At 61.2% G+C, this 18,998-nt stretch carries 21 protein-coding genes; 9 read left to right on the forward strand and 12 right to left on the reverse strand.

Features of this window, described 5'->3' with window-relative positions:
• The first annotated feature begins 113 nt into the window (after positions 1 to 113).
• From LLJ08_RS13660 to LLJ08_RS13670, 3 genes are all read left to right on the forward strand, one after another.
• Positions 114 to 554, forward strand: a complete 441-nt coding sequence (locus LLJ08_RS13660) for a group II truncated hemoglobin (protein ID WP_228207274.1) — start codon at positions 114 to 116, stop codon at positions 552 to 554.
• A 185-nt stretch (positions 555 to 739) separates the two neighbouring features.
• Complete coding sequence (locus LLJ08_RS13665; RefSeq protein ID WP_228207275.1) at positions 740 to 1,288, forward strand: non-canonical purine NTP pyrophosphatase; 549 nt, start codon at positions 740 to 742, stop codon at positions 1,286 to 1,288.
• Between the two features lie 6 nt (positions 1,289 to 1,294).
• Positions 1,295 to 2,086 (forward strand): SIR2 family protein, encoded by a 792-nt coding sequence (locus tag LLJ08_RS13670; protein ID WP_228207276.1) that lies wholly within the window; start codon positions 1,295 to 1,297, stop codon positions 2,084 to 2,086.
• A gap of 93 nt (positions 2,087 to 2,179) precedes the next feature.
• On the opposite strand, the gene LLJ08_RS13675 is transcribed toward LLJ08_RS13670, so the two are convergent.
• Together LLJ08_RS13675 and LLJ08_RS13680 are read right to left on the reverse strand one after the other, a co-directional pair.
• Positions 2,180 to 2,695 (reverse strand): hypothetical protein, encoded by a 516-nt coding sequence (locus LLJ08_RS13675; RefSeq protein ID WP_014819933.1) that lies wholly within the window; start codon positions 2,693 to 2,695, stop codon positions 2,180 to 2,182.
• 269 nt (positions 2,696 to 2,964) lie between these two features.
• The gene (locus LLJ08_RS13680; protein ID WP_228207277.1) at positions 2,965 to 4,902 is read right to left on the reverse strand and encodes a sodium:solute symporter family protein; all 1,938 of its coding nucleotides are present in this window, start codon (positions 4,900 to 4,902) and stop codon (positions 2,965 to 2,967) included.
• A gap of 155 nt (positions 4,903 to 5,057) precedes the next feature.
• On the opposite strand from LLJ08_RS13680, the gene LLJ08_RS13685 reads away from it, so the two are divergent.
• Positions 5,058 to 5,903, forward strand: a complete 846-nt coding sequence (locus LLJ08_RS13685; RefSeq protein ID WP_023443768.1) for a GNAT family N-acetyltransferase — start codon at positions 5,058 to 5,060, stop codon at positions 5,901 to 5,903.
• An 18-nt stretch (positions 5,904 to 5,921) separates the two neighbouring features.
• On the opposite strand, the gene LLJ08_RS13690 is transcribed toward LLJ08_RS13685, so the two are convergent.
• From LLJ08_RS13690 to ispF, 8 genes are all read right to left on the reverse strand, one after another.
• Positions 5,922 to 6,059, reverse strand: a complete 138-nt coding sequence (locus LLJ08_RS13690) for a hypothetical protein (RefSeq protein ID WP_003299325.1) — start codon at positions 6,057 to 6,059, stop codon at positions 5,922 to 5,924.
• 543 nt (positions 6,060 to 6,602) lie between these two features.
• A complete protein-coding gene (gene rpoS, locus LLJ08_RS13695) occupies positions 6,603 to 7,598 on the reverse strand; it encodes an RNA polymerase sigma factor RpoS (RefSeq protein WP_228207278.1) in 996 nt (331 codons plus the stop codon).
• A gap of 100 nt (positions 7,599 to 7,698) precedes the next feature.
• Positions 7,699 to 8,499: a peptidoglycan DD-metalloendopeptidase family protein gene (locus LLJ08_RS13700; protein WP_228207279.1), complete on the reverse strand. Its 801-nt coding sequence runs from the start codon at positions 8,497 to 8,499 to the stop codon at positions 7,699 to 7,701.
• 79 nt (positions 8,500 to 8,578) lie between these two features.
• Positions 8,579 to 9,514: a polyprenyl-phosphate transporter gene (locus tag LLJ08_RS13705; protein WP_023443764.1), complete on the reverse strand. Its 936-nt coding sequence runs from the start codon at positions 9,512 to 9,514 to the stop codon at positions 8,579 to 8,581.
• Positions 9,515 to 9,533: 19 nt separating this feature from the next.
• On the reverse strand, positions 9,534 to 10,169 hold the full coding sequence (locus LLJ08_RS13710; RefSeq protein ID WP_003299331.1) for a protein-L-isoaspartate(D-aspartate) O-methyltransferase: 636 nt from the start codon (positions 10,167 to 10,169) through the stop codon (positions 9,534 to 9,536).
• Between the two features lie 38 nt (positions 10,170 to 10,207).
• Entirely contained in the window at positions 10,208 to 10,957 is a 750-nt protein-coding gene (gene surE, locus LLJ08_RS13715) for a 5'/3'-nucleotidase SurE (protein WP_003299332.1), read from the reverse strand.
• Positions 10,957 to 11,997, reverse strand: coding sequence for a tRNA pseudouridine(13) synthase TruD (gene truD, locus LLJ08_RS13720; protein WP_228207280.1), 1,041 nt, complete (start codon positions 11,995 to 11,997; stop codon positions 10,957 to 10,959). The genes surE and truD overlap by 1 nt, the downstream gene beginning before the upstream one ends.
• Complete coding sequence (gene ispF, locus LLJ08_RS13725; protein WP_221103091.1) at positions 11,994 to 12,467, reverse strand: 2-C-methyl-D-erythritol 2,4-cyclodiphosphate synthase; 474 nt, start codon at positions 12,465 to 12,467, stop codon at positions 11,994 to 11,996. The genes truD and ispF overlap by 4 nt, the downstream gene beginning before the upstream one ends.
• 181 nt (positions 12,468 to 12,648) lie before the next feature.
• On the opposite strand from ispF, the gene LLJ08_RS13730 reads away from it, so the two are divergent.
• The gene (locus LLJ08_RS13730) at positions 12,649 to 12,951 is read left to right on the forward strand and encodes an ArsR/SmtB family transcription factor (RefSeq protein WP_003285796.1); all 303 of its coding nucleotides are present in this window, start codon (positions 12,649 to 12,651) and stop codon (positions 12,949 to 12,951) included.
• Between the two features lie 38 nt (positions 12,952 to 12,989).
• Entirely contained in the window at positions 12,990 to 14,039 is a 1,050-nt protein-coding gene (locus tag LLJ08_RS13735; RefSeq protein WP_228207281.1) for an alkene reductase, read from the forward strand.
• A gap of 134 nt (positions 14,040 to 14,173) precedes the next feature.
• Here the strand turns inward: LLJ08_RS13735 and fghA are convergent, their stop codons facing one another.
• Entirely contained in the window at positions 14,174 to 15,019 is an 846-nt protein-coding gene (gene fghA / locus LLJ08_RS13740) for an S-formylglutathione hydrolase (RefSeq protein WP_125897194.1), read from the reverse strand.
• An 86-nt stretch (positions 15,020 to 15,105) separates the two neighbouring features.
• Entirely contained in the window at positions 15,106 to 16,221 is a 1,116-nt protein-coding gene (locus tag LLJ08_RS13745; RefSeq protein ID WP_041754722.1) for an S-(hydroxymethyl)glutathione dehydrogenase/class III alcohol dehydrogenase, read from the reverse strand.
• A 163-nt stretch (positions 16,222 to 16,384) separates the two neighbouring features.
• Here LLJ08_RS13745 and LLJ08_RS13750 point away from each other — a divergent pair, with 163 nt between their 5' ends.
• The 3 genes from LLJ08_RS13750 to LLJ08_RS13760 all read left to right on the forward strand — a co-directional run bounded on the left by LLJ08_RS13750 (position 16,385) and on the right by LLJ08_RS13760 (position 18,978).
• Complete coding sequence (locus LLJ08_RS13750) at positions 16,385 to 17,296, forward strand: LysR family transcriptional regulator (RefSeq protein ID WP_179484505.1); 912 nt, start codon at positions 16,385 to 16,387, stop codon at positions 17,294 to 17,296.
• A gap of 125 nt (positions 17,297 to 17,421) precedes the next feature.
• Complete coding sequence (locus LLJ08_RS13755; protein WP_104097127.1) at positions 17,422 to 17,736, forward strand: HPF/RaiA family ribosome-associated protein; 315 nt, start codon at positions 17,422 to 17,424, stop codon at positions 17,734 to 17,736.
• A gap of 75 nt (positions 17,737 to 17,811) precedes the next feature.
• Positions 17,812 to 18,978, forward strand: coding sequence for a baeRF3 domain-containing protein (locus LLJ08_RS13760; protein ID WP_014819922.1), 1,167 nt, complete (start codon positions 17,812 to 17,814; stop codon positions 18,976 to 18,978).
• The last annotated feature ends 20 nt before the right edge of the window (positions 18,979 to 18,998 follow it).

Raw genomic sequence — 18,998 nt, forward strand, 5'->3', positions numbered from 1 at the left:
GACCTTCAGCTTAGACCAGCTGCCTGCGCGTTGCGGGCGCTGCTCGCACTTGTTTTGATCTGGCACAAGCGCGCATCATCTCGCGCCCTTTCAACGAGCCAGAGACGAGTCTGATGAACCCCGATCAAGGTCCCGCATTCGGCGTCGGCGACGCCTCGTTCCAGGCAGCCGGCGGCGAACCGGGCCTGCAACAGTTGGTCGCGGACTTCTACCAGGTGATGGACCTGGCGCCAGAGGCCGCGGGCGTTCGTGCAATGTATCCGGCGGACGTGAGCGACGCCCGGGACCGGCTGGCGAGCTTTCTGAGCGGCTGGCTGGGCGGCCCGAAGCGATACGCAGAGAAGTATGGCGGCATCAGCATTCCGCAGTTCCATACCCGCTGGCAGGTCGGCGAAGCCGAACGCGATGCCTGGCTGTTCTGCATGGAACAGGCCATCGCCCGTCAGCCATTCACGCCAGAGTTCGCCGATTACCTGCTACGGCAGCTGCGCGTCCCCGCCGAGCGCATCCGTCAGGTGCAGGCAGTCTGCCCGATGCGTCCGGGCCGGAGCTGAAGCGCCCTCCCCGCCAGAGGCTGCAATGTCATTCGTTTAAGACGTGGCGCTGCAACGTCCATAGGCGCGCCTGATCGATTAATCCGCTGGGCAGGAGAACCGAGCCACTCACCTTGCGTCATACAGACAAGGGCGGCCGTCGTGGCGGCAGCATTCATCCGTCGAAACCGGAGCTGGCTCGTTCCATGAAAATCCGCTTCGCGTCCATCAACCCGCAGAAGATCCTCGAGGTTTGCGAGATTCTCCAGCCCAGCGGAATCGAGGTGAAGCCCTTTCCCATCCGTATCGAGGAGCTGCGTACCGAGGACCTGCACCAGCTGGTCAGCGACAAGCTGCTGGTCGCCTTCAAGATGATCGGTAAACCGGTCTTCGTCGAACACACCGGGCTTTTCATCAACAGCCTCAACGGCTTTCCCGGCGGGCTGACGCAGATCTTCTGGGACCGACTGCAGGCCGAGCGATTCTCGGAGCTGATCGGGCGGCTGGACGATCCGGCCGTCGAGGCGCGGACCCTGATCGGCTATTGCGACGGTCGCAAACGGCATTTCTTCGAAGGCGTGGTCGCAGGGCGCATCGCACCGTCGCCAGCCGGGCATGGCGGCTTCGAATGGGACGACGTGTTCATTCCCGAAGGCCAGACCCAGACGTTCGCGCAGCTGGGCACGCAAAAGAACGGCCTTTCCATGCGCCGACGCGCACTCGACGCCTTCGTCGCCTATCTGCGGGAGTCCTGAGCAACCATGGACCAGCTCCGCGAGGCGTACCGGAACAATCGTTTGATCCTTTTCGTCGGTTCCGGCGTATCCGCCAACATTGGCTTGCCGCCGTGGAAGGAGCTGATCGACGAGATCGCCGTGCAGCTCGACTACGACCCGGAGGTGTTCAACACATACGGCAATTTCCTCGCCCTGGCCGAGTACTACCGGATCAAGAAAGGCAGCATCGGCCCGCTGCGCAGCTGGATGGACCGCGAGTGGCATCGCAACATCGAAATACGTGACTCGGAAATTCATCGGCTGATCGTGCGTGGCCGTTTTCCGGCGATCTATACCACCAACTATGACCGTTGGCTGGAGTACGCCCATGACGTCCATGCGGTGGACTACATAAAGATCGCCAACGCCAGTGACCTGACCAAGGCCCGTGATGGCGTCAGGCAGATCGTCAAGTTCCACGGTGACTTCGATGATGACGCCTCGATCGTGCTTGACGAGACCAGCTACTACCAGCGCCTGCAGTTCGAAACGCCGCTGGATATCAAGTTACGCGCCGATACATTGAGCAAGGCCGTTCTGTTTATCGGATACAGTCTTTCCGATACCAATATACGTCTGCTATTTCACAAGCTGTCGAAGATATGGAACGAACACGAGACGCTCGGTGTCCGGCCCATTTCATATGTGTTCTCACACAAGCCGAACCCGGTTCAGGAAGAAGTGTTGAGACAATGGGGCATTCGCATGATTGCATCGGAAGACGATGAACCCGGCGTTGCGCTGAAGAACTTCCTGCAGCAACTGGTTGAAACCTGAGAGTCTTTTTCCAAAAACAAGCGAAACGGCACTTTTACGAAGACACAGGCAATTTAGCATGCGCGATGTCGGGCGACATCGCGCATGTCCTGATCAGTAGTTGAAGCCAACACCGATGCTGTAGAGGAACACTCCGTCATCATATCGATCCTGTGCATCGCTGCCGCTCTTGAACAGAAACTGATATTCCGCCATCGCGGTAATGAACGTCTTGTCCTGAACCCAGTACTTGAAGCCGACTTCCGGCCCCGCCATGAACGTCTCGTCTACCCGGTCACCGTAGACACCACCAATGCTCGCACCGATGAAAGGCCGTGCCTTGCCAGTGCCGAAGTGATAGTCATAGAAGACGCGAGTCGAGCCATCGAACTTGACACTTTCTCCCTCGGTATCACGCGCATTGACAGTCTGCCGGACACCCCAGAGAGAAGATTCGCTTAAATACTGACCCCAACTTCCCTGTACGGAAAAAACAGTATCGTCAAAGTCCTTGTCGCTGCTTCCTGCACCACCCAATGTGATTTCCTTGTCACCGGTCATGGGAGCCGCACCGGCAACAGCCGGAAGCATAGCGGCAACCATTAAGGAAGTTTTGAAAAGTCGATTCATGACGGCACCTCTGCTTTTGTGCTTGTTATGAAATACGCAATAGCAATGCGTATTCCTGAGGCAAGCATGTAAACCCTGAGACTGCTCAAAGGAATCGACGAATGACCGGCTTTTCATGCAAAACAATAGAAAAAAGCGTCAATTCGATGATTTTTATAAATTTAGCCTAGAACGCGATACTATTATGCCAGCACGACTGCCTTCAAATAGATATTAGAAAGGCAATTATAGAATCGTTGCGTGATATACATATAAACCTGTCCATTAAATCAGCCAGCCACATCCGCACTCTTCTCGTGAAGTTCAAGCGCATCATCTTCCCGTTCATCATCGAAATAACGGCTGAACGCGAGATACATCCACACGGGTGTCAAGGCCAACCCAACGGCGATACATATCCACGCCAGCGCAGAACTTCCTTCCGGCTGTGGGAACAGCAACCGCCCCACGCCGATCAATAACGTGTAGACCGATAGCGCCGTAACGCCTACCGCAAACAGGCGTACACCGAGGGCCTTGAGCGACTCCCGGCGCGAGACGCCACAACGCACGGCGGTCTGCCCCCAGAAGCCGAACGGCCGCACCCTGCGATAGAAGCGATCCAGCGTCTCCTTGTCCGTGGGTGGGGTGATGTAGCTGACCAGAATCGCGGCGCTGCAGGTAACCAGGGACATGATGCCCAGACGTATCCACTCCCGCTCCGGATCGGTGCCCAGGTAGTAGAGCAGCAAGGGGGCGGTGATCAGCGATGCGATCATTGCCGTCAGCTCGGAGTACAGATTGATCCTCTCCCAGAGCCAGCGCAGTACCAGCACCGAACCCATTCCGGCACCGAACAGCAAGGAGATGAACCAGGCCGTCTGGATCGAACCGAGGTTGGCCATGATGACCATCGCGATCAGCAGGATCAGCACGTTGGAAAGACGCGCAACCAGAACCAGCTCTTTGTCCTTGGGCTTGCGCTTGAGCAGCTTCGGCGCGACGACCCCACCATAGACATCATTGCTCCAGTACGAAGCGCCCCAATTGAGATGCGTATCCACGGTCGACGCCAGGGCCGCCAGTAGGCCCACCAGCATCAACCCGCGGAAACCCGGCGGTAGCAATTCTTCGATACCGGTGACGAACAGCGCCTCGCGCGCAGCGGTGAAGCCTTCACCACTCATCTCTTCTGGACTGAACGGATACAGCACCAGCAGACCGATCGCTATCGCCAGCCAGAACAGGCTGCGCAGGAATATCTGCAGCCAGGTGAATACCAAACCGGCAATACGCGCCTCACGATCTGTCGGGCAAGCCATGCTGCGCTGCGCCAGGTATCCGGTACCGTCGGAATTCATCTGGAACAGCCACTGCAAACCGACGATCACCAGAAATGGCGTCAGCGCCTCGCCGGCATTGCTCGGCGGCGAGAACGAAAGCATCTTGGCCGCCTGCTCGCTGCCATACAGCTCGACGATCCGATCGGTCAGGCCGCCCAGTCCACCGGCCGCGTCCACCACGAACCAGGCGTATACCAACGTACCCAGCATCGCCACGCTGAACTGCATGACATCGGTCTGCACCACCGCACGCAGGCCTCCGGTGATCGAGTACATCGCCGTGAAGGTCAGGATCAACAGGATCGAAATGAGATTGTTGGTGCTGGTCGTCAGCTGATCGAGCCCACTGATGCTCTCACCAAGCCGTATGCCGCTGGCTTCCACTGCGCCCATGATCACCGCGTAGACGCCGCCCGGCAGCCACTCGTGCCATGGCAGAAACACCTCGGCAATGCGAATGGCCGCGACCAGTACCATTGCCAGCACCACACAGTTGATAACGGTGCCGTAATAGATCGCCTTGAACAGCCGCAACGGCACCACTGCGGGACCGCTGTAGCGCACACGAGTTAGTTCGGCGTCGGTGAGCACCCCGGCACGGCGCCAGCCGGAGGCGAATACCCATGCCAGCAGCAGGAATGCCAACCCATATATCCACAGCCGCCACAACGCAAAAACCCCGGCAGTCGCGACCAGACCGCTGACCAGCAACGGCGTATCGGCCGCGAACTGCGTGGCGGACATCGACACACCTGCGCGCCAGCCCTTGATGGTTCGTCCGGCAAGAAAGTATTCGTGAAGGCTCTGCGAGGCTTTGGAGCGGGCGCGCATCCCTGCCGAAAGGCCGTAGAAAACGAATGCGAGCACAATCAGTAGATCCAACATGTTGTTATTCCTGTCGTTGGAAACGCTAAGGGTGAGAGCGCCAAGACGACGGAAAAGATGCAGCGAACGGATGAACGGCAGCGGTCGGATACAGGGCGTATGGCGATCGCAGCTCAGGCGCTAGACTAGCGCCCTCGAAGAATCCACGGTCGGTCATGCCCACTCTCGACTATTCGCCGCTCCCCAAGGCTCTGCAGCCGCTGCTGGTCAGGTTCTATCGAGCCCACAACAGCCGTAACCGCATACGTCCCGAGGCCACATGCTGGGTGGCCCGGCGCGGCGCTATCCTCGGTGGGCTCTGCCTGACGCCAGTAGCGGATGGGCATTTTCTGACCGGCTTGTTGGTGAGCCCTTCGCAGCGGAGCCGCGGCATCGGCGCGCAGCTTGTACGCGAAGCGCTGATGTCGAACAGCGGACCGGTCTGGCTGTTCTGTAAACCGGAACTTCTGGATTTCTATACGCGACTTGGCTTCGTCATGACGGACCAGCTGCCTGACACCCTGGCCGACCGACTGGCCCGCTACCGACGGACCAAGGCACTGATTGCCCTGCTCCATGACCGAAGGATGATGCCCATGCCAGCTGCAACCCTGAACATCGCCATCGCCTGCCTGATCGACGAACGCGGACGCCTCCTGGTCGTGCGCAAACGCAGCACCCGCTTCTTCATGCTCCCCGGGGGCAAGGCAGAGCCGGGCGAAACACCTCTGCAAACCCTCAAGCGTGAGCTTCATGAAGAACTCGACCTGAGGCTCGAGGATGATGACCTCGAGTCGTTCGGGCACTTCCGCGCACCGGCTGCCAACGAGCCGGACCATCAGGTGGAGGCGGATGTGTTCATCGGACGCCTGCCCCACGCAGTGAAGGTGCAGGCCGAACTGGAAGAACTGGGTTGGATGGAGATCGCGCCATGCGCGAGGGAGGATGTGGCGCCGCTGTTGCGCAGGCATATCATGCCTGCGCTATTGATGCGTACGGAGGGGAAGGAACAAGCCGTTTGAGCGTGCGCCTCCGGTTGATCAGGGCGAGATCGGATCGCTGGCTGGAAAGGTTTCTTCGATAGCCTCATCGAGCTGATCTTCGTCAGCCTCATCCGGCCGACGGGTCACGTCGTCCTGCTCTTTGGTGGGCTGGTCGTTGTGCTGGTCGCCGTTCATGTCGTTCTCCGCTGATGGACTGTTCCCATTAGGCCGTGCCCCGGCCACTCGGTTCAGCGGGAGTTTCTCGCAGGCAAAAAAAAGGGGCGGGTTTGACCCCGCCCGCCTCCTTCCTTGTTCCCTGTATCCCTTCTCATCTTCCTAGATGACACCGCTTCCTGCGGCGGTCCTTGACCTTCATCCTGAAGGCCGCGCTAATCCCTGAGCACGGGTGCGATATTAATGATCGGCGTGACGACAACAAGCTGTGGCATCCAGCCGCAGCACTGCCTGGACCATCCAGAGCATCTAATAAGTTCTATAAAAATCAGTAAGTTGCGTAGTTAGCCGGGCATAAATCGCCGGTCGCCGTAGCTGTTTCGTGGGCTTTGCTTACAACGCTTGTAAGCAAATGCGTACACAGGGAGAGGACAACCAGGAAAATCGACCGCGGCGGATTAAGCCAAGGGATCGACCCAAGGCCGCGTGTGTAAGGGGTCAGGAAGAGTGCAGCAGCGGCGGGATTGTCGTCGGGCCCGGCAACCAGACCCGACGACATTGATGTCACTGGAACAGCGCGTCGCTCGACAGGCCGTTACGCTCGAGAATCTCGCGCAGACGACGCAGCGCCTCCACCTGAATCTGGCGAACACGCTCGCGGGTCAGGCCGATCTCCTGCCCCACCTCCTCCAGCGTCGAGGCTTCATGGCCGCGCAGGCCAAAACGACGGATAACCACCTCCCGCTGCTTTTCGGACAGATCAGACAGCCATTGGTCGATGCTGTAGGACAGATCGTCATCCAGCAGGAGCTCGCAAGGATCGGTCGGGCGATCGTCGGTCAGTGTATCGAGCAGCGTCTTGTCCGTGTCCGGGCCAAGCGACACGTCCACCGAAGTGACGCGTTCGTTAAGCCCGAGCATGCGCTTGACCTCACCGACCGGCTTCTCCAGCAAGTTGGCGATCTCTTCAGGGCTGGGTTCGTGGTCGAGCTTCTGGGTCAGCTCGCGAGCGGCCCGGAGGTAGACGTTCAATTCCTTGACCACATGAATCGGCAGGCGAATCGTGCGGGTCTGATTCATGATCGCCCGTTCGATGGTCTGTCGAATCCACCAGGTGGCATAGGTGGAAAAGCGGAAGCCGCGCTCGGGGTCGAATTTCTCCACCGCGCGAATCAGACCGAGATTGCCCTCCTCGACCAGATCGAGCAGGGAAAGACCGCGATTGACGTAGCGTCGGGCGATCTTCACCACCAGGCGAAGGTTGCTTTCGATCATGCGCTTGCGCCCCGCCGGATCGCCTTTCTGCGCCAAACGCGCGAAATGCACTTCTTCTTCGGGGGTCAGGAGGGGGGAGAAACCGATTTCGTTGAGATACAACTGGGTTGCATCTAGCGCCCGGTTGTAGTCGATGAACTTGTGCTGTTTGCTGGATGTGGCCTTGGGTCTGCCTGCACTGGCAGCCTTGGTCACTTTGTCTTTCTGGTCGAAGTGGATCGGCGTTTCCATGAGCAGAACCGCATCGTCGACGTCAAACTCCAGCGCGTGGTCTTTAAGTGCCATTTTATTCTTGTCCTGTTCCGGGTTCGACAACAGGCCCAAGCGGCGCGGGTCCCTGGCTACGCTCAAGCCCAACCTAGTGCTGGAACAGGCAGGCGACAGGTCAACGTCTTGGCAGGTATTGCAGCGGGTCTACGGGTTTGCCCTGGCGACGAATCTCGAAATGCAGCTTCACCCGGTCGGTTCCCGTCGATCCCATCTCGGCGATACTTTGCCCAGCCTTGACTTGTTGACCCTCCCGCACCAGCAGCCTGCGGTTGTGTCCGTAGGCGCTTACATAGGTATCGCTGTGCTTGATGATCACAAGTTCGCCGTAACCCCGTAATCCACTGCCGGCGTACACAACAGTCCCATCAGAAGCAGCCAGGACAGGCTGTCCCAAATCCCCAGCGATATCAATTCCTTTATTCAAACTACCGTTTGAGGAAAAACGACCGATGATCGTGCCGTTCGCTGGCCACGCCCAACCGCTTGCAGAGCGGGTCACAGGCGTAACCGGAGTGCGCGCCGGCTGGCTAACCGCAGGCTTAGATTGCGTGGTGATCGCTGGCTGGCGCGGCACCGGATTGGCGACCACGACCGGAGTGGATGGGGCGGGACTGGAAGAAGGCTTGGGCGCAGGCTGCGGTGTAGCAGCCGCCGTTCGGGTGGCGCCGCCGCTGAAGCGAATCCGCTGGCCGGGATAGATGACATGTGGCGGCTGAATGCCGTTTACGCGGGCCAGATCGCGCCAGTCCCAGCCGAAGCGGAAAGCGATGGACCACAACGTGTCGCCGCGGCGCACGATGTACTGCCCGCTGGTGACACGATCACGCTGGTTGCGATCGACGACCTGCACACCACCGCCCGGAGGCGAGGATGCGCAACCGACCAGCGTGCCGGCGATCACCAGCACGCCGACCATCGAGCGGACCAAAGGGTCGCGAATCCACCGCCGTACTGCTGTGAGCCTCAATGCCCGCTCCCTTTCATAGACACGTGCGTCAAACGCCTTCCGTCATCGGCTGGCGTCGCCCGGCGAACCACTCGAGACCCAGCACCAGGACGATGCCGCCCACGGCCAGCAGTATGGCCAGCAGCAACTGCGGGTCCTGGCCGGTCAGATCGCCATAGGCGCCGGGCAGCAGATTCTGCTGCAGGACCGGAACGTTCTCGCCGCTGGAGTTGGTACGCCAGGTCAGCGTTTCCTTCCACGGCCAGACCTTGTTGAGCGAGCCGAGCATCAATCCGGTCAGAAACGCCAGGGTCAGGTCGCGCCAGCGCTTGAGCAGCCAGCTGAGGAACTTGGCAAAGCTGAGCAGACCCACCAGGCAACCGGCAGCGAAGATCGCCATCACGCCGATATCGAAGTTCTTTACCGCACCCAGCACCACCGGATACAGCCCCAGCAAGACGAGGATGAAGCTGCCGGAGATCCCCGGAAGGATCATGGCGCAGATGGCGATGGCACCGGCGAAGAACAGGCTCAGGCCGTCACTGCCCCATTGCACTGGGGCCGCCACCGTTATCCAGTAGGCGAAACCGATACCCAGGCAGAAACTCACCAGCCGCGACAGGTTGCGCCGCTGGATCTCCTTGCCCACCAGATGCACGGAAACCAGAATCAGGCCGAAGAAGAAGGACCAAACGGGAATCGGATGCTCTTCCAGCAGGAAGGTAATCAGCCTGGCCAGGCTGAGGATGCTGGTCAGGATGCCGGCAAACAGCACCACCAGAAAACTGCCGTTGGCGGTCTTCCACGCCTCGGCGACGCGCCCCCGCAGCAACGGGCGGATGGCATAGGGCACCGCACTGATCGAACGCAGCAGCTCGTCGTAGATGCCGGTGATGAAAGCCACCGTACCGCCCGAGACACCGGGCACCACATCCGCTGCGCCCATGGCCATGCCCTTGGCGTACAACAATAAAGCGTCTTTCATGCTTTCTTCCGCTGAATGATCAAATCACGGGGCCATTGAGCAGCGGCACGAAACGTACGGTATCCAGAAGATGACGCGAAAAGCCGTTCTCCTCTCGAATGATCAGCATGAGTTGCTGGACCTCGCCGGCCCCTACCGGGATCACCAGACGCCCACCGGGCGCCAACTGATCGAGCAGGGCCTGCGGCACATCGGCTGCCGCTGCGGTGACGATGATCCCGTTGTAAGGCGCCAATGCTGGCCAGCCTTCCCAACCATCGCCCCAGCGAAAGACCACATTGCGCAGCTTGAGTTCGGCGAGGCGCTCCTTGGCTCGGTCCTGCAGCGCCTGAATGCGCTCGACCGAGAAGACCCGCTCGACCAGCTGCGCCAGCACGGCGGTCTGGTAGCCGGAGCCGGTCCCGATTTCGAGAACCTTGTCCAGCGGCCCGTCGGCCAGCAGCAGCTCGCTCATGCGTGCAACCATGAACGGCTGGGAAATGGTCTGGTTGTGTCCGATCGGCAGCGCCGTATCTTCATAGGCACGGTGCGCCAGGGCTTCGTCTACGAACAGATGACGTGGCGTGCGGCGGATGACTTCGAGCACCTGGGCGCTGGAAAGACCTTCCTCGTACAGGCGCTGGATGAGGCGATCACGGGTGCGTTGGGAGGTCATTCCCGACCCATGCAGCAGGCTGTCTTGTTCGCGATGTCTCACAGCACGTTCTCCAGCCAGCTCTCGAGACCGTTGAAGGCCTCATGAAAAGTTCGATCCAGCTGCAGCGGGGTAATCGATACGTAACCCTGCATCACCGCATGAAAATCGGTACCCGGTCCGCCATCCTCGACGTCCCCGGCCACGGATATCCAGTAGCCCTCCTTGCCCCGAGGGTTGGCCTGTTTGACCGGCGGCTTGGCACGGCTGCGATGTCCCAGACGAGTGAGCTGGATACCACGAATGTGATCAAGCGGCAGGTTCGGGACGTTGACGCTGAGCACCGTGCGCGGCGGCACTTCGAGCTGGTCGTGCTTCTCCACCAGCAGGCGCGCAATATGCGCGGCGGTCGGCAGGTTTTCCGTCGAGCGAGAGACCAGCGAGAAGGCAAAGGCCGGGCGGCCGGTGAAGCGGCCTTCGATGGCCGCAGCAACCGTGCCGGAATAGAGCACATCGTCACCCAGATTGGCGCCGAGGTTGATGCCCGAAACCACCATGTCCGGTGTTTCTTCGAGCAGCCCGTTCAGGCCCAGATGCACGCAATCGGTGGGCGAGCCGTTCAGCCCGATGAAGCCGTTCGGCATGCTGACAGGATGAAGCGGGCGGTCCAGGGTAAGGGCGCTGCTGGCGCCGCTCATGTCCTGGATCGGGGCTACCACCTTGCACTCGGCATAGTCGGCCAGCGCGTCATAAAGCGCGGCGAGCCCGGGTGCATACACCCCGTCGTCGTTGGCGATCAGAATACGCATCAGATGTCCGTCTGCCCTGCCAGGCTGACCAGCTCACGCACCACGGCGGTGGCGAAGCATCCGGTCGGCAGGACGAATTCCAGTTGCAGAATGTCAGGCTCGGGATAATGCCACGACAAACCGCCGATGGGGAGGCGAAGAATGCGCCGTTCGTGCTTCATTCCTGCCTGCGCCAACCAATTGACGACTGTGGGTTCAGTTTCGGCGACGGCGTTTTCCAGTGCCTGAATTTCGTCACCTGCTGGAGAGCCTTCCATGCCCCATAAAGGGCCGGTCGGATGCAGATCCAGAATCGTCAGGCGCGGGTCGTCGCACTCGTCCGGCCCGGCCGGGAAAAAGCTGCGACTGTCGGTGAATGCCAGGAGATCGCCTACTCGTGCCTGATCCCAGCTGCCATCCCCAACCCGTTCGGCGAGCACACGGTTAAACAGGTAACTACGACCAGCCGAAAGCAGCCGCGAACGCATGTTGCGCTGCTCCGGAAGCTCACCTTTCGCCGCGAAGTGCCGTGCACCGTGCAGGTTGCTGCCCTCATAGCCGAAACGCTGCAGGCCGAAGTAATTCGGCACGCCGGAGGCCTTGATCCGCTCCAGCCGCTCATCCAGCGCGGCATGTTCACCGCGCAGCTCCGTCAAGCGTAGGCGGAAGCCATTGGCCGAGTGCGCGCCGCGCTGCAGCTTACGCTGATGCCGGGTGCGCTTGAGGATCGCCAGGCCGCCGCTCTCGGCAGCGGCAAGATCCGGATCGCTCTTGCCCGGCAGATGCAGGCTGAACCACTGGCGAGTCAATGCCTGGCGGTCCTTGAGCCCGGCGTAGCTGATCATCTTCAGCGGCACGCCAGCGGCGCGGGCGATGCGTTTGGCGGCTTCCTCGGTGTTCAGATTGCGCTTTTCCACCCACAACCAGAGGTGCTCGCCTTCGCCGGACAGCGGGATATCGAGCACTTCATCGACCTGAAAATCCTCGGCAACCGCTTTCAGCACCGCACTGCCACAGGGCTCACCATGGGCGCGCGGCCCGAGCAGCTGATCTTCGGTCATGCGCGGACCAGCAAGGCAACCGCGTGAACGGCGATCCCCTCCTCACGCCCAGTGAAACCCAGCTTCTCGGTCGTGGTGGCCTTGACGTTGACCTGGTCCAGCTCGACCTGCAGATCGGCCGCGATCAACGCGCGCATGCGTTCGATGTGCGGGGCCATTTTCGGCGCCTGGGCGATGATGGTGGCGTCGACATTGCCGACGACGTATCCCTTGGCCTGGACCTGGACGAGCACATGGCGCAGCAAAGCGCGGCTGTCGGCGCCCTTGAATTGCGGGTCGGTGTCCGGGAAGTGCTTGCCGATATCGCCCAGCGCAGCGGCACCGAGCAACGCGTCACTCAAGGCATGTAGCAGCACGTCACCGTCGGAATGAGCCAACAGCCCGAACCTGTGTGGAATCCGCACGCCGCCAAGCGTGATGTGATCGCCCTCGCCGAAGCGGTGCACGTCGTAACCGTGGCCGATACGCATAGATGCAAAACCCTGAAAATCTCGAGGCGGCGATTCTACAGGAGCCGGGTGCTGCTTGAGTGTCCGCGGCACCTCCCGATCATCGACACAGCCAATAACCACCATCAGTCGAATCGATCTCATATCGGAAAACAACGATATATAGTTCGCCTCATTCCGATATACAGCACAGAGCCATCCCATGCCGGACGACTTCGACGACATCATCAAGGCCCTCGCCCACCCGCTGCGTCGCGACATCCTGCGCTGGCTGAAGGAGCCGCAGCGGTATTTCTCCGAGCAGCACCATTCGCTGGAAAACGGCGTCTGTGCCGGGCAGATCGACCAGCGTGCCGGCCTGTCGCAGTCAACCGTATCGGCCCATCTGGCGACCCTGCAGAAAGCCGGGCTGATCACCAGCCAAAAGGTCGGCCAGTGGCACTTCTTCAAGCGCAACGACGCGATCATCGAGTCGTTCGTCGAGCGCATCGGCCAGGAACTCTGAGTCCCTTTTCGCACCACCAGTAAAGGAGCGGTATTGCTATGCCCACACTTTTCGACCCGATCAAGATCGGCGATCTGGAACTGAACAACCGCGTCATCATGGCTCCCCTGACCCGCTGCCGCGCCGAGCCCGGCCGCGTTCCCGGCGACCTGATTGCCGAGTACTACGCCCAGCGCGCCGACGCCGGCCTGATCATCAGCGAAGCCACCTCCGTGACCCCGATGGGCGTCGGCTACCCGGACACCCCCGGTATCTGGTCCGCCGACCAGATTCAGGGCTGGAAGAAGGTCACCGATGCAGTGCACGCCAAAGGCGGCAAGATCGTCCTGCAGCTCTGGCACGTCGGCCGTATCTCCGACCCGATCTACCTCGACGGCCAGCTACCGGTCGCACCCAGCGCCATCAAACCAGCCGGCCATGTCAGCCTGGTGCGACCAATGAAGGATTACGAGACGCCTCGTGCGCTGGAAACCGCTGAGATTCCGGGCATCGTCGAGGCCTACCGCAAGGGTGCGGAGAACGCTAAGGAAGCTGGTTTCGATGGGGTCGAGATTCATGGCGCGAACGGCTATCTGCTCGACCAGTTCCTGCAGGACAGCACCAACCAGCGCAGTGACGCCTACGGTGGCTCGCTGGAAAACCGCGCCCGGCTGATGCTGGAAGTGACCGATGCGGCCATCTCCGTGTGGGGCGCAGGGCGTGTTGGCGTACACCTGGCGCCGCGTGCCGACTCCCATGACATGGGCGATTCCAACCGCGCCGAGACCTTTGGCTACGTTGCCGGTGAACTGGGCAAGCGCGGTATCGCCTTCATCTGCACTCGCGAAAAAGTCGGTGAAGACAGCCTCGGCCCACAGCTGAAGAAGATATTCGGTGGCATCTATATCGCCAACGAACGCTTCACCAAGGAACAGGCCAACGCCTGGCTGGCTGAGGGCAAGGCCGATGCCGTGGCCTTCGGCATCCCGTACATCGCCAACCCGGATCTGGTTGAGCGCCTGCGTCAGGACGCACCGCTGAACGAGCCGAAACCCGAGCTGTTCTACGCCCAGGGCCCGGCTGGCTATACCGATTATCCGTCGCTCTAAGCTCCTGGCGATGGAAAGGCCCGACCGGCATGTCCGGACGGGCCTTTTTTATTCCTGCCGCACAGGCACCTGACGTATCGACCAGCGCGGCGAGCCGAACCGGACGCGCGGCTGAGGCTCCACCGTCACCCACCCTACGCCTTCAGCGCCTCGGCATGATGACGCAGGTGATCATCGATAAAGCTGGCGATGAAGTAGTAGCTATGGTCATAGCCCGGCTGGATGCGCAGCGTCAGCGGGTGCCCGACAGCGTCCGCAGCGGCACGCAGCGCCTGCGGTTTGAGCTGACCCTCCATGAAGTCATCGCGATCGCCCTGATCGACCAGCATCGGCAGCTTCTCGCCGGCATCGGCAATCAGCGCGCAGGCATCCCACTCGCGCCAGCGCGAACGGTCGGCGCCCAGGTAGCGGCTGAACGCCTTCTCGCCCCACGGGCAGTTGAGCGGATTGCTGATGGGTGCGAAAGCCGAAAGCGACTGGTAGCGACCGGGATTCTTCAGCGCGCAGACCAGCGCGCCGTGGCCACCCATCGAATGCCCGCTGATGCCCCGGCGGTCGGAGACAGGGAAGTTCGCCTCGACCAGTGCCGGCAGCTCGTCGACCACGTAGTCGTACATCCGGTAATGCTGAGCCCAGGGTTCCTGGGTGGCGTTGAGGTAGAAGCCAGCGCCAAGGCCGAAGTCCCAGGCCCCATCGGGATCGTCCGGCACCCCGGCGCCGCGTGGACTGGTATCCGGCGCGACAATGATCAGGCCGAGCTCGGCAGCTAGCCGCAACGCCCCGGCCTTCTGCATGAAGTTCTCATCGGTGCAGGTCAGCCCCGACAGCCAGTACAGCACCGGCAGCTTTTCGCCCTGCTCCGCCTGCGGCGGCAGATACACGGCGAATACCATGTCACAGGCAAGGCTGCTGGAACGGTGGCGATAGCGCTTGTGCCAGCCGCCGAAGCTCTTGTTGCTGGAAACGATTTCAAGGGTCATGAACAGGCCTCGCGATGGTGGAAACCGCGGGCTTCCACCGGTCGAGGTGGACAAGCCGTCTGGCGACAGCGTTATCCACCCTGGGATCAGAAGTGAATGACGGTCCGGATGCTCTTGCCTTCGTGCATCAGGTCGAACGCTTCGTTGATCTGGTCCAGGGGCATGTTGTGGGTAATGAAGGTATCCAGTGGAATCTCGCCGCTCTGCGCCTTCTCCACATAGCTCGGCAGCTCGGTACGACCCTTCACGCCGCCGAACGCCGAACCGCGCCAGACGCGTCCCGTGACCAGCTGGAACGGACGGGTACTGATCTCCTGCCCCGCACCGGCTACGCCGATGATGGTCGATTCGCCCCAGCCCTTGTGGCAGCACTCGAGCGCCGCGCGCATCAGTTGAACGTTGCCAACGCACTCGAAGGAATAGTCGACGCCGCCGTCGGTCATCTCGACGATCACGTCCTGGATCGGCTTGTCGTAGTCCTTCGGATTGACGAAATCGGTGGCGCCCAGTTCTTCGGCAATGGCGAACTTGCCCGGATTGATGTCGATGGCAATGATCCGGCTGGCCTTGGCCATCTTCGCACCGATGATCGCTGCCAGACCGATGCCGCCCAGGCCGAATATCGCCACGGTCGCCCCCTCTTCCACCTTCGCAGTGTTGAGCACGGCACCGATACCGGTGGTGACGCCGCAACCGAGCAGGCAGACTTTTTCCAACGGGGCCTCTTTCGGGATCTTCGCCACCGAGACTTCCGGCAGCACGGTGTACTCGGAGAAGGTCGAGCAGCCCATGTAGTGGTAAATCGGCTCGCCCTGATAGCTGAAGCGGGTGGTGCCGTCGGGCATCAGGCCCTTGCCCTGAGTGGCGCGAACCGAGCTGCAGAGGTTGGTCTTGCCCGACTTGCAGAACTTGCACTGCCGGCATTCGGCGGTATAGAGCGGAATCACGTGATCGCCGACGGCAACCGAGGTGACGCCCTCGCCCACCGCCTCGACGATGCCGCCGCCCTCGTGACCGAGGATGCACGGAAACACGCCTTCCGAATCCTCGCCCGAGAGCGTGTAAGCATCGGTGTGGCACACACCGGTGGCGACGATGCGGATCAGGACTTCGCCAGCCTTGGGTGGGGCTACGTCCACTTCCACGATCTGCAGAGGCTGGTTGGGGCCGAAGGCAACGGCGGCGCGCGACTTGATGGTCATGGACATCACTCTCGATGTGATTGGAAAGCAGAGAGTGTAATTCATGGCCAAACGGGGATTAACGATGGCCTCGGGAAAACATTATTGCTGTTGAGGGACAATCGGCGCTCATCACGTTAGGATCTTTGCAACCCGCTTGCTGGAATCTGACACCGGAGAACCCATGAGCCGCTGGGAAGGCCTTGACGAATTCGTGGCTGTCGCCGAATGCGGCAGCTTCATGCGCGCCGCTGAGCGGCTGCGGGTTTCATCCTCGCATGTCAGCCGACAGGTCGCGCGCCTTGAAGAACGCCTGCAAGCGCGTTTGCTCTATCGCACCACCCGCCGCGTCTCGCTGACCGAGGCCGGGCATACCTTCTTCACCCGCTGCCAGCGCTTGATCGAGGAACGTGACGAAGCCTTTCTGGCCATCAGCGATCTGCACAGCGCACCGACCGGGCTGTTACGCATGACCGCTGCGGTGGCCTATGGCGAGCGCTTCATCGTGCCGCTGGTGAACGAATTCATGGCCCAGCATCCGCAACTGCGCGTCGATATCGAGCTGTCCAACCGCACCCTCGATCTGGTTCAGGAGGGCTACGACCTGGCCATCCGCCTCGGCAAACTCGGCGAGTCGCGCCTGGTCGCCACCCGCATCGCGCCGCGAGCAATGTATCTGTGCGCTGCACCGAGCTACCTGGAACGCTACGGACGGCCACACACCCTGTCGGAGCTGGCGCGACACAACTGCCTGATCGGCACGAGCGACATCTGGTCGTTTCAGATCGAGGGCCGCGAGCAGCACTTCAAGCCCAGCGGCAACTGGCGCTGCAACAGTGGCGAGGCGGTGCTGGATGCAGCCCTGCGTGGCTTTGGCCTGTGCCAGCTGCCGGACTACTACGTGCAAGAGCCGCTGCTTCGAGGCGAGCTGGTTTCGCTACTGGAAAGCAATCAGCCGCCAGATACCGCCGTGTGGGCGGTTTACCCGCAACGGCGCTACCCGCTACCGAAAGTTCGGCTCTTGGTCGAGGCCCTCAAGACCGGTCTTGCCAAGCGTTCGGAGTACGCCAGGACCGGCGACCGGAACGGGCACTGAACCGCGCGTCAGACGCCTCTAATGACGCGGAACCCGCCTTAATCCCCCACGTCGTACCCTGTGTAGCTGCTGCTCTTCGAGCCGCCCGCGCTGGATGAGCGCAGCGCTGCAATCAGGAGGAAACCATGCAGGTTCTGGTGAACAGTAACCACAGCATCAGCGTCACCGCCGATCTGGAAGAACGAGTGAAGGCCACGGTCGAGACCGAACTGGAGCGCTTCGATGATCACCTGACCCGAGTCGAGGTCCATCTCAACGACGAAAACAGCAGCAAGAGCGGTCCCCATGACAAGCGCTGCCAGATGGAGGCGAGGGTCAAGGGTCACGACCCCATCTCGGCCACCCACAAGGCCGAAACGCTGGACCTGGCAATCAACGGCGCCGCGGAGAAGCTGAACCACGCACTGAGCCACGTTCTGGACAAGATCAACCGCCACTGACTGGCCCTCGATGGCCAATGAGCGCGCCATCGACACTTCTGCGAGGGACCGAACCACCGCTACTGGAGGCCACGCATGAACCGACTGCTCGACCGCGAAACCCTGACCAAACTGCTGTCAAAACGAGACGGGCCCTGCCTGTCCGTGTACCAACCCACTCATCGCAGCTTTCCCGAGCGTCAGCAGGACCCGATCCGCTTCAAGCACCTGGTCAAGCAGCTGGAAGAATCACTCAAGCAGCAAGGCCATGGCGACAAGGCACACACCCTGCTCGAGCCGTTCTACGCCCTGATCGATAACAGTGACTTCTGGAACCACAGCCTCGACGGCCTGGCCGCTTTTGCCGCCAAGGACTACTTCCAGGTCTATCGACTGCAACGCAGCGTGCCGGAAATGGCGGTGGCCAACGCGCGCATGCACCTCAAACCGCTGGTACGCATTGCACAGTCAGCCGACCGCTTTCAGATCCTCTGCCTCTCGCGTGACTCGGTACGCTTGTTCGAGGGCAACCGTGATGCCCTCGACGAGGTGAAGCTGCACGACGGTGTGCCCCGGACACTCGCCGACGCCTTGGGCAGCGACCTCACCGAGAAGGGTCAAAGTGGGTTTCCCCAGGGTTATGGCCGCTCCAGCGAACGCGGCGACCCGATGCAGGTGGAGGCCGGCGGCAGCGGCAAGCAGGCGGAGATCGACCGGGACCGTGATCGCTACTTTCGCGAAGTCGATCGCGCCATCACCGAACATCACTCGCGCCCATCCGGCCTGCCGCTGATCCTCGCCGCTCTGCCCGAGCAGCAGTCGCACTTCCGACGCCTCAGCCACAATGACTGCCTGCTGCCGGAGGGCATCGAGACCGGCCAGAACGCATTGAGCGTCAATGAGCTGCGTGAGAAAAGCTGGATGGTGATGCAGCCGCGCTATCTCAAGCGCCTGGAAGGCTTGCTCAACCAGTTCGGCGCATCCCATGGCCAGGGGCTGGCATCCGACCACCTCGAGGATATCGGTCAGGCCACCCGACAAGGCCGGGTCGCCACCTTGCTGGTGGAGGCCGAGCGGCAGATTCCCGGCCATGTCGACAAAACTGACGGAACGGCAACGCCGACCAGCGAAGATGACGTCAACACACCCGATCTTCTGGACGAGCTGACCATCTGGACACTCGAGCAAGGTGGAGACGTGGTTGTGGTACCGACCGAACGGATGCCGACCGGCACCGGCGCGGCGGCGATCTATCGCTTCTGATGTAAATGGCGGGCAGGCAA

It is taken from the genome of Stutzerimonas chloritidismutans (assembly GCF_020783375.1).
GTDB lineage: Bacteria > Pseudomonadota > Gammaproteobacteria > Pseudomonadales > Pseudomonadaceae > Stutzerimonas > Stutzerimonas kunmingensis.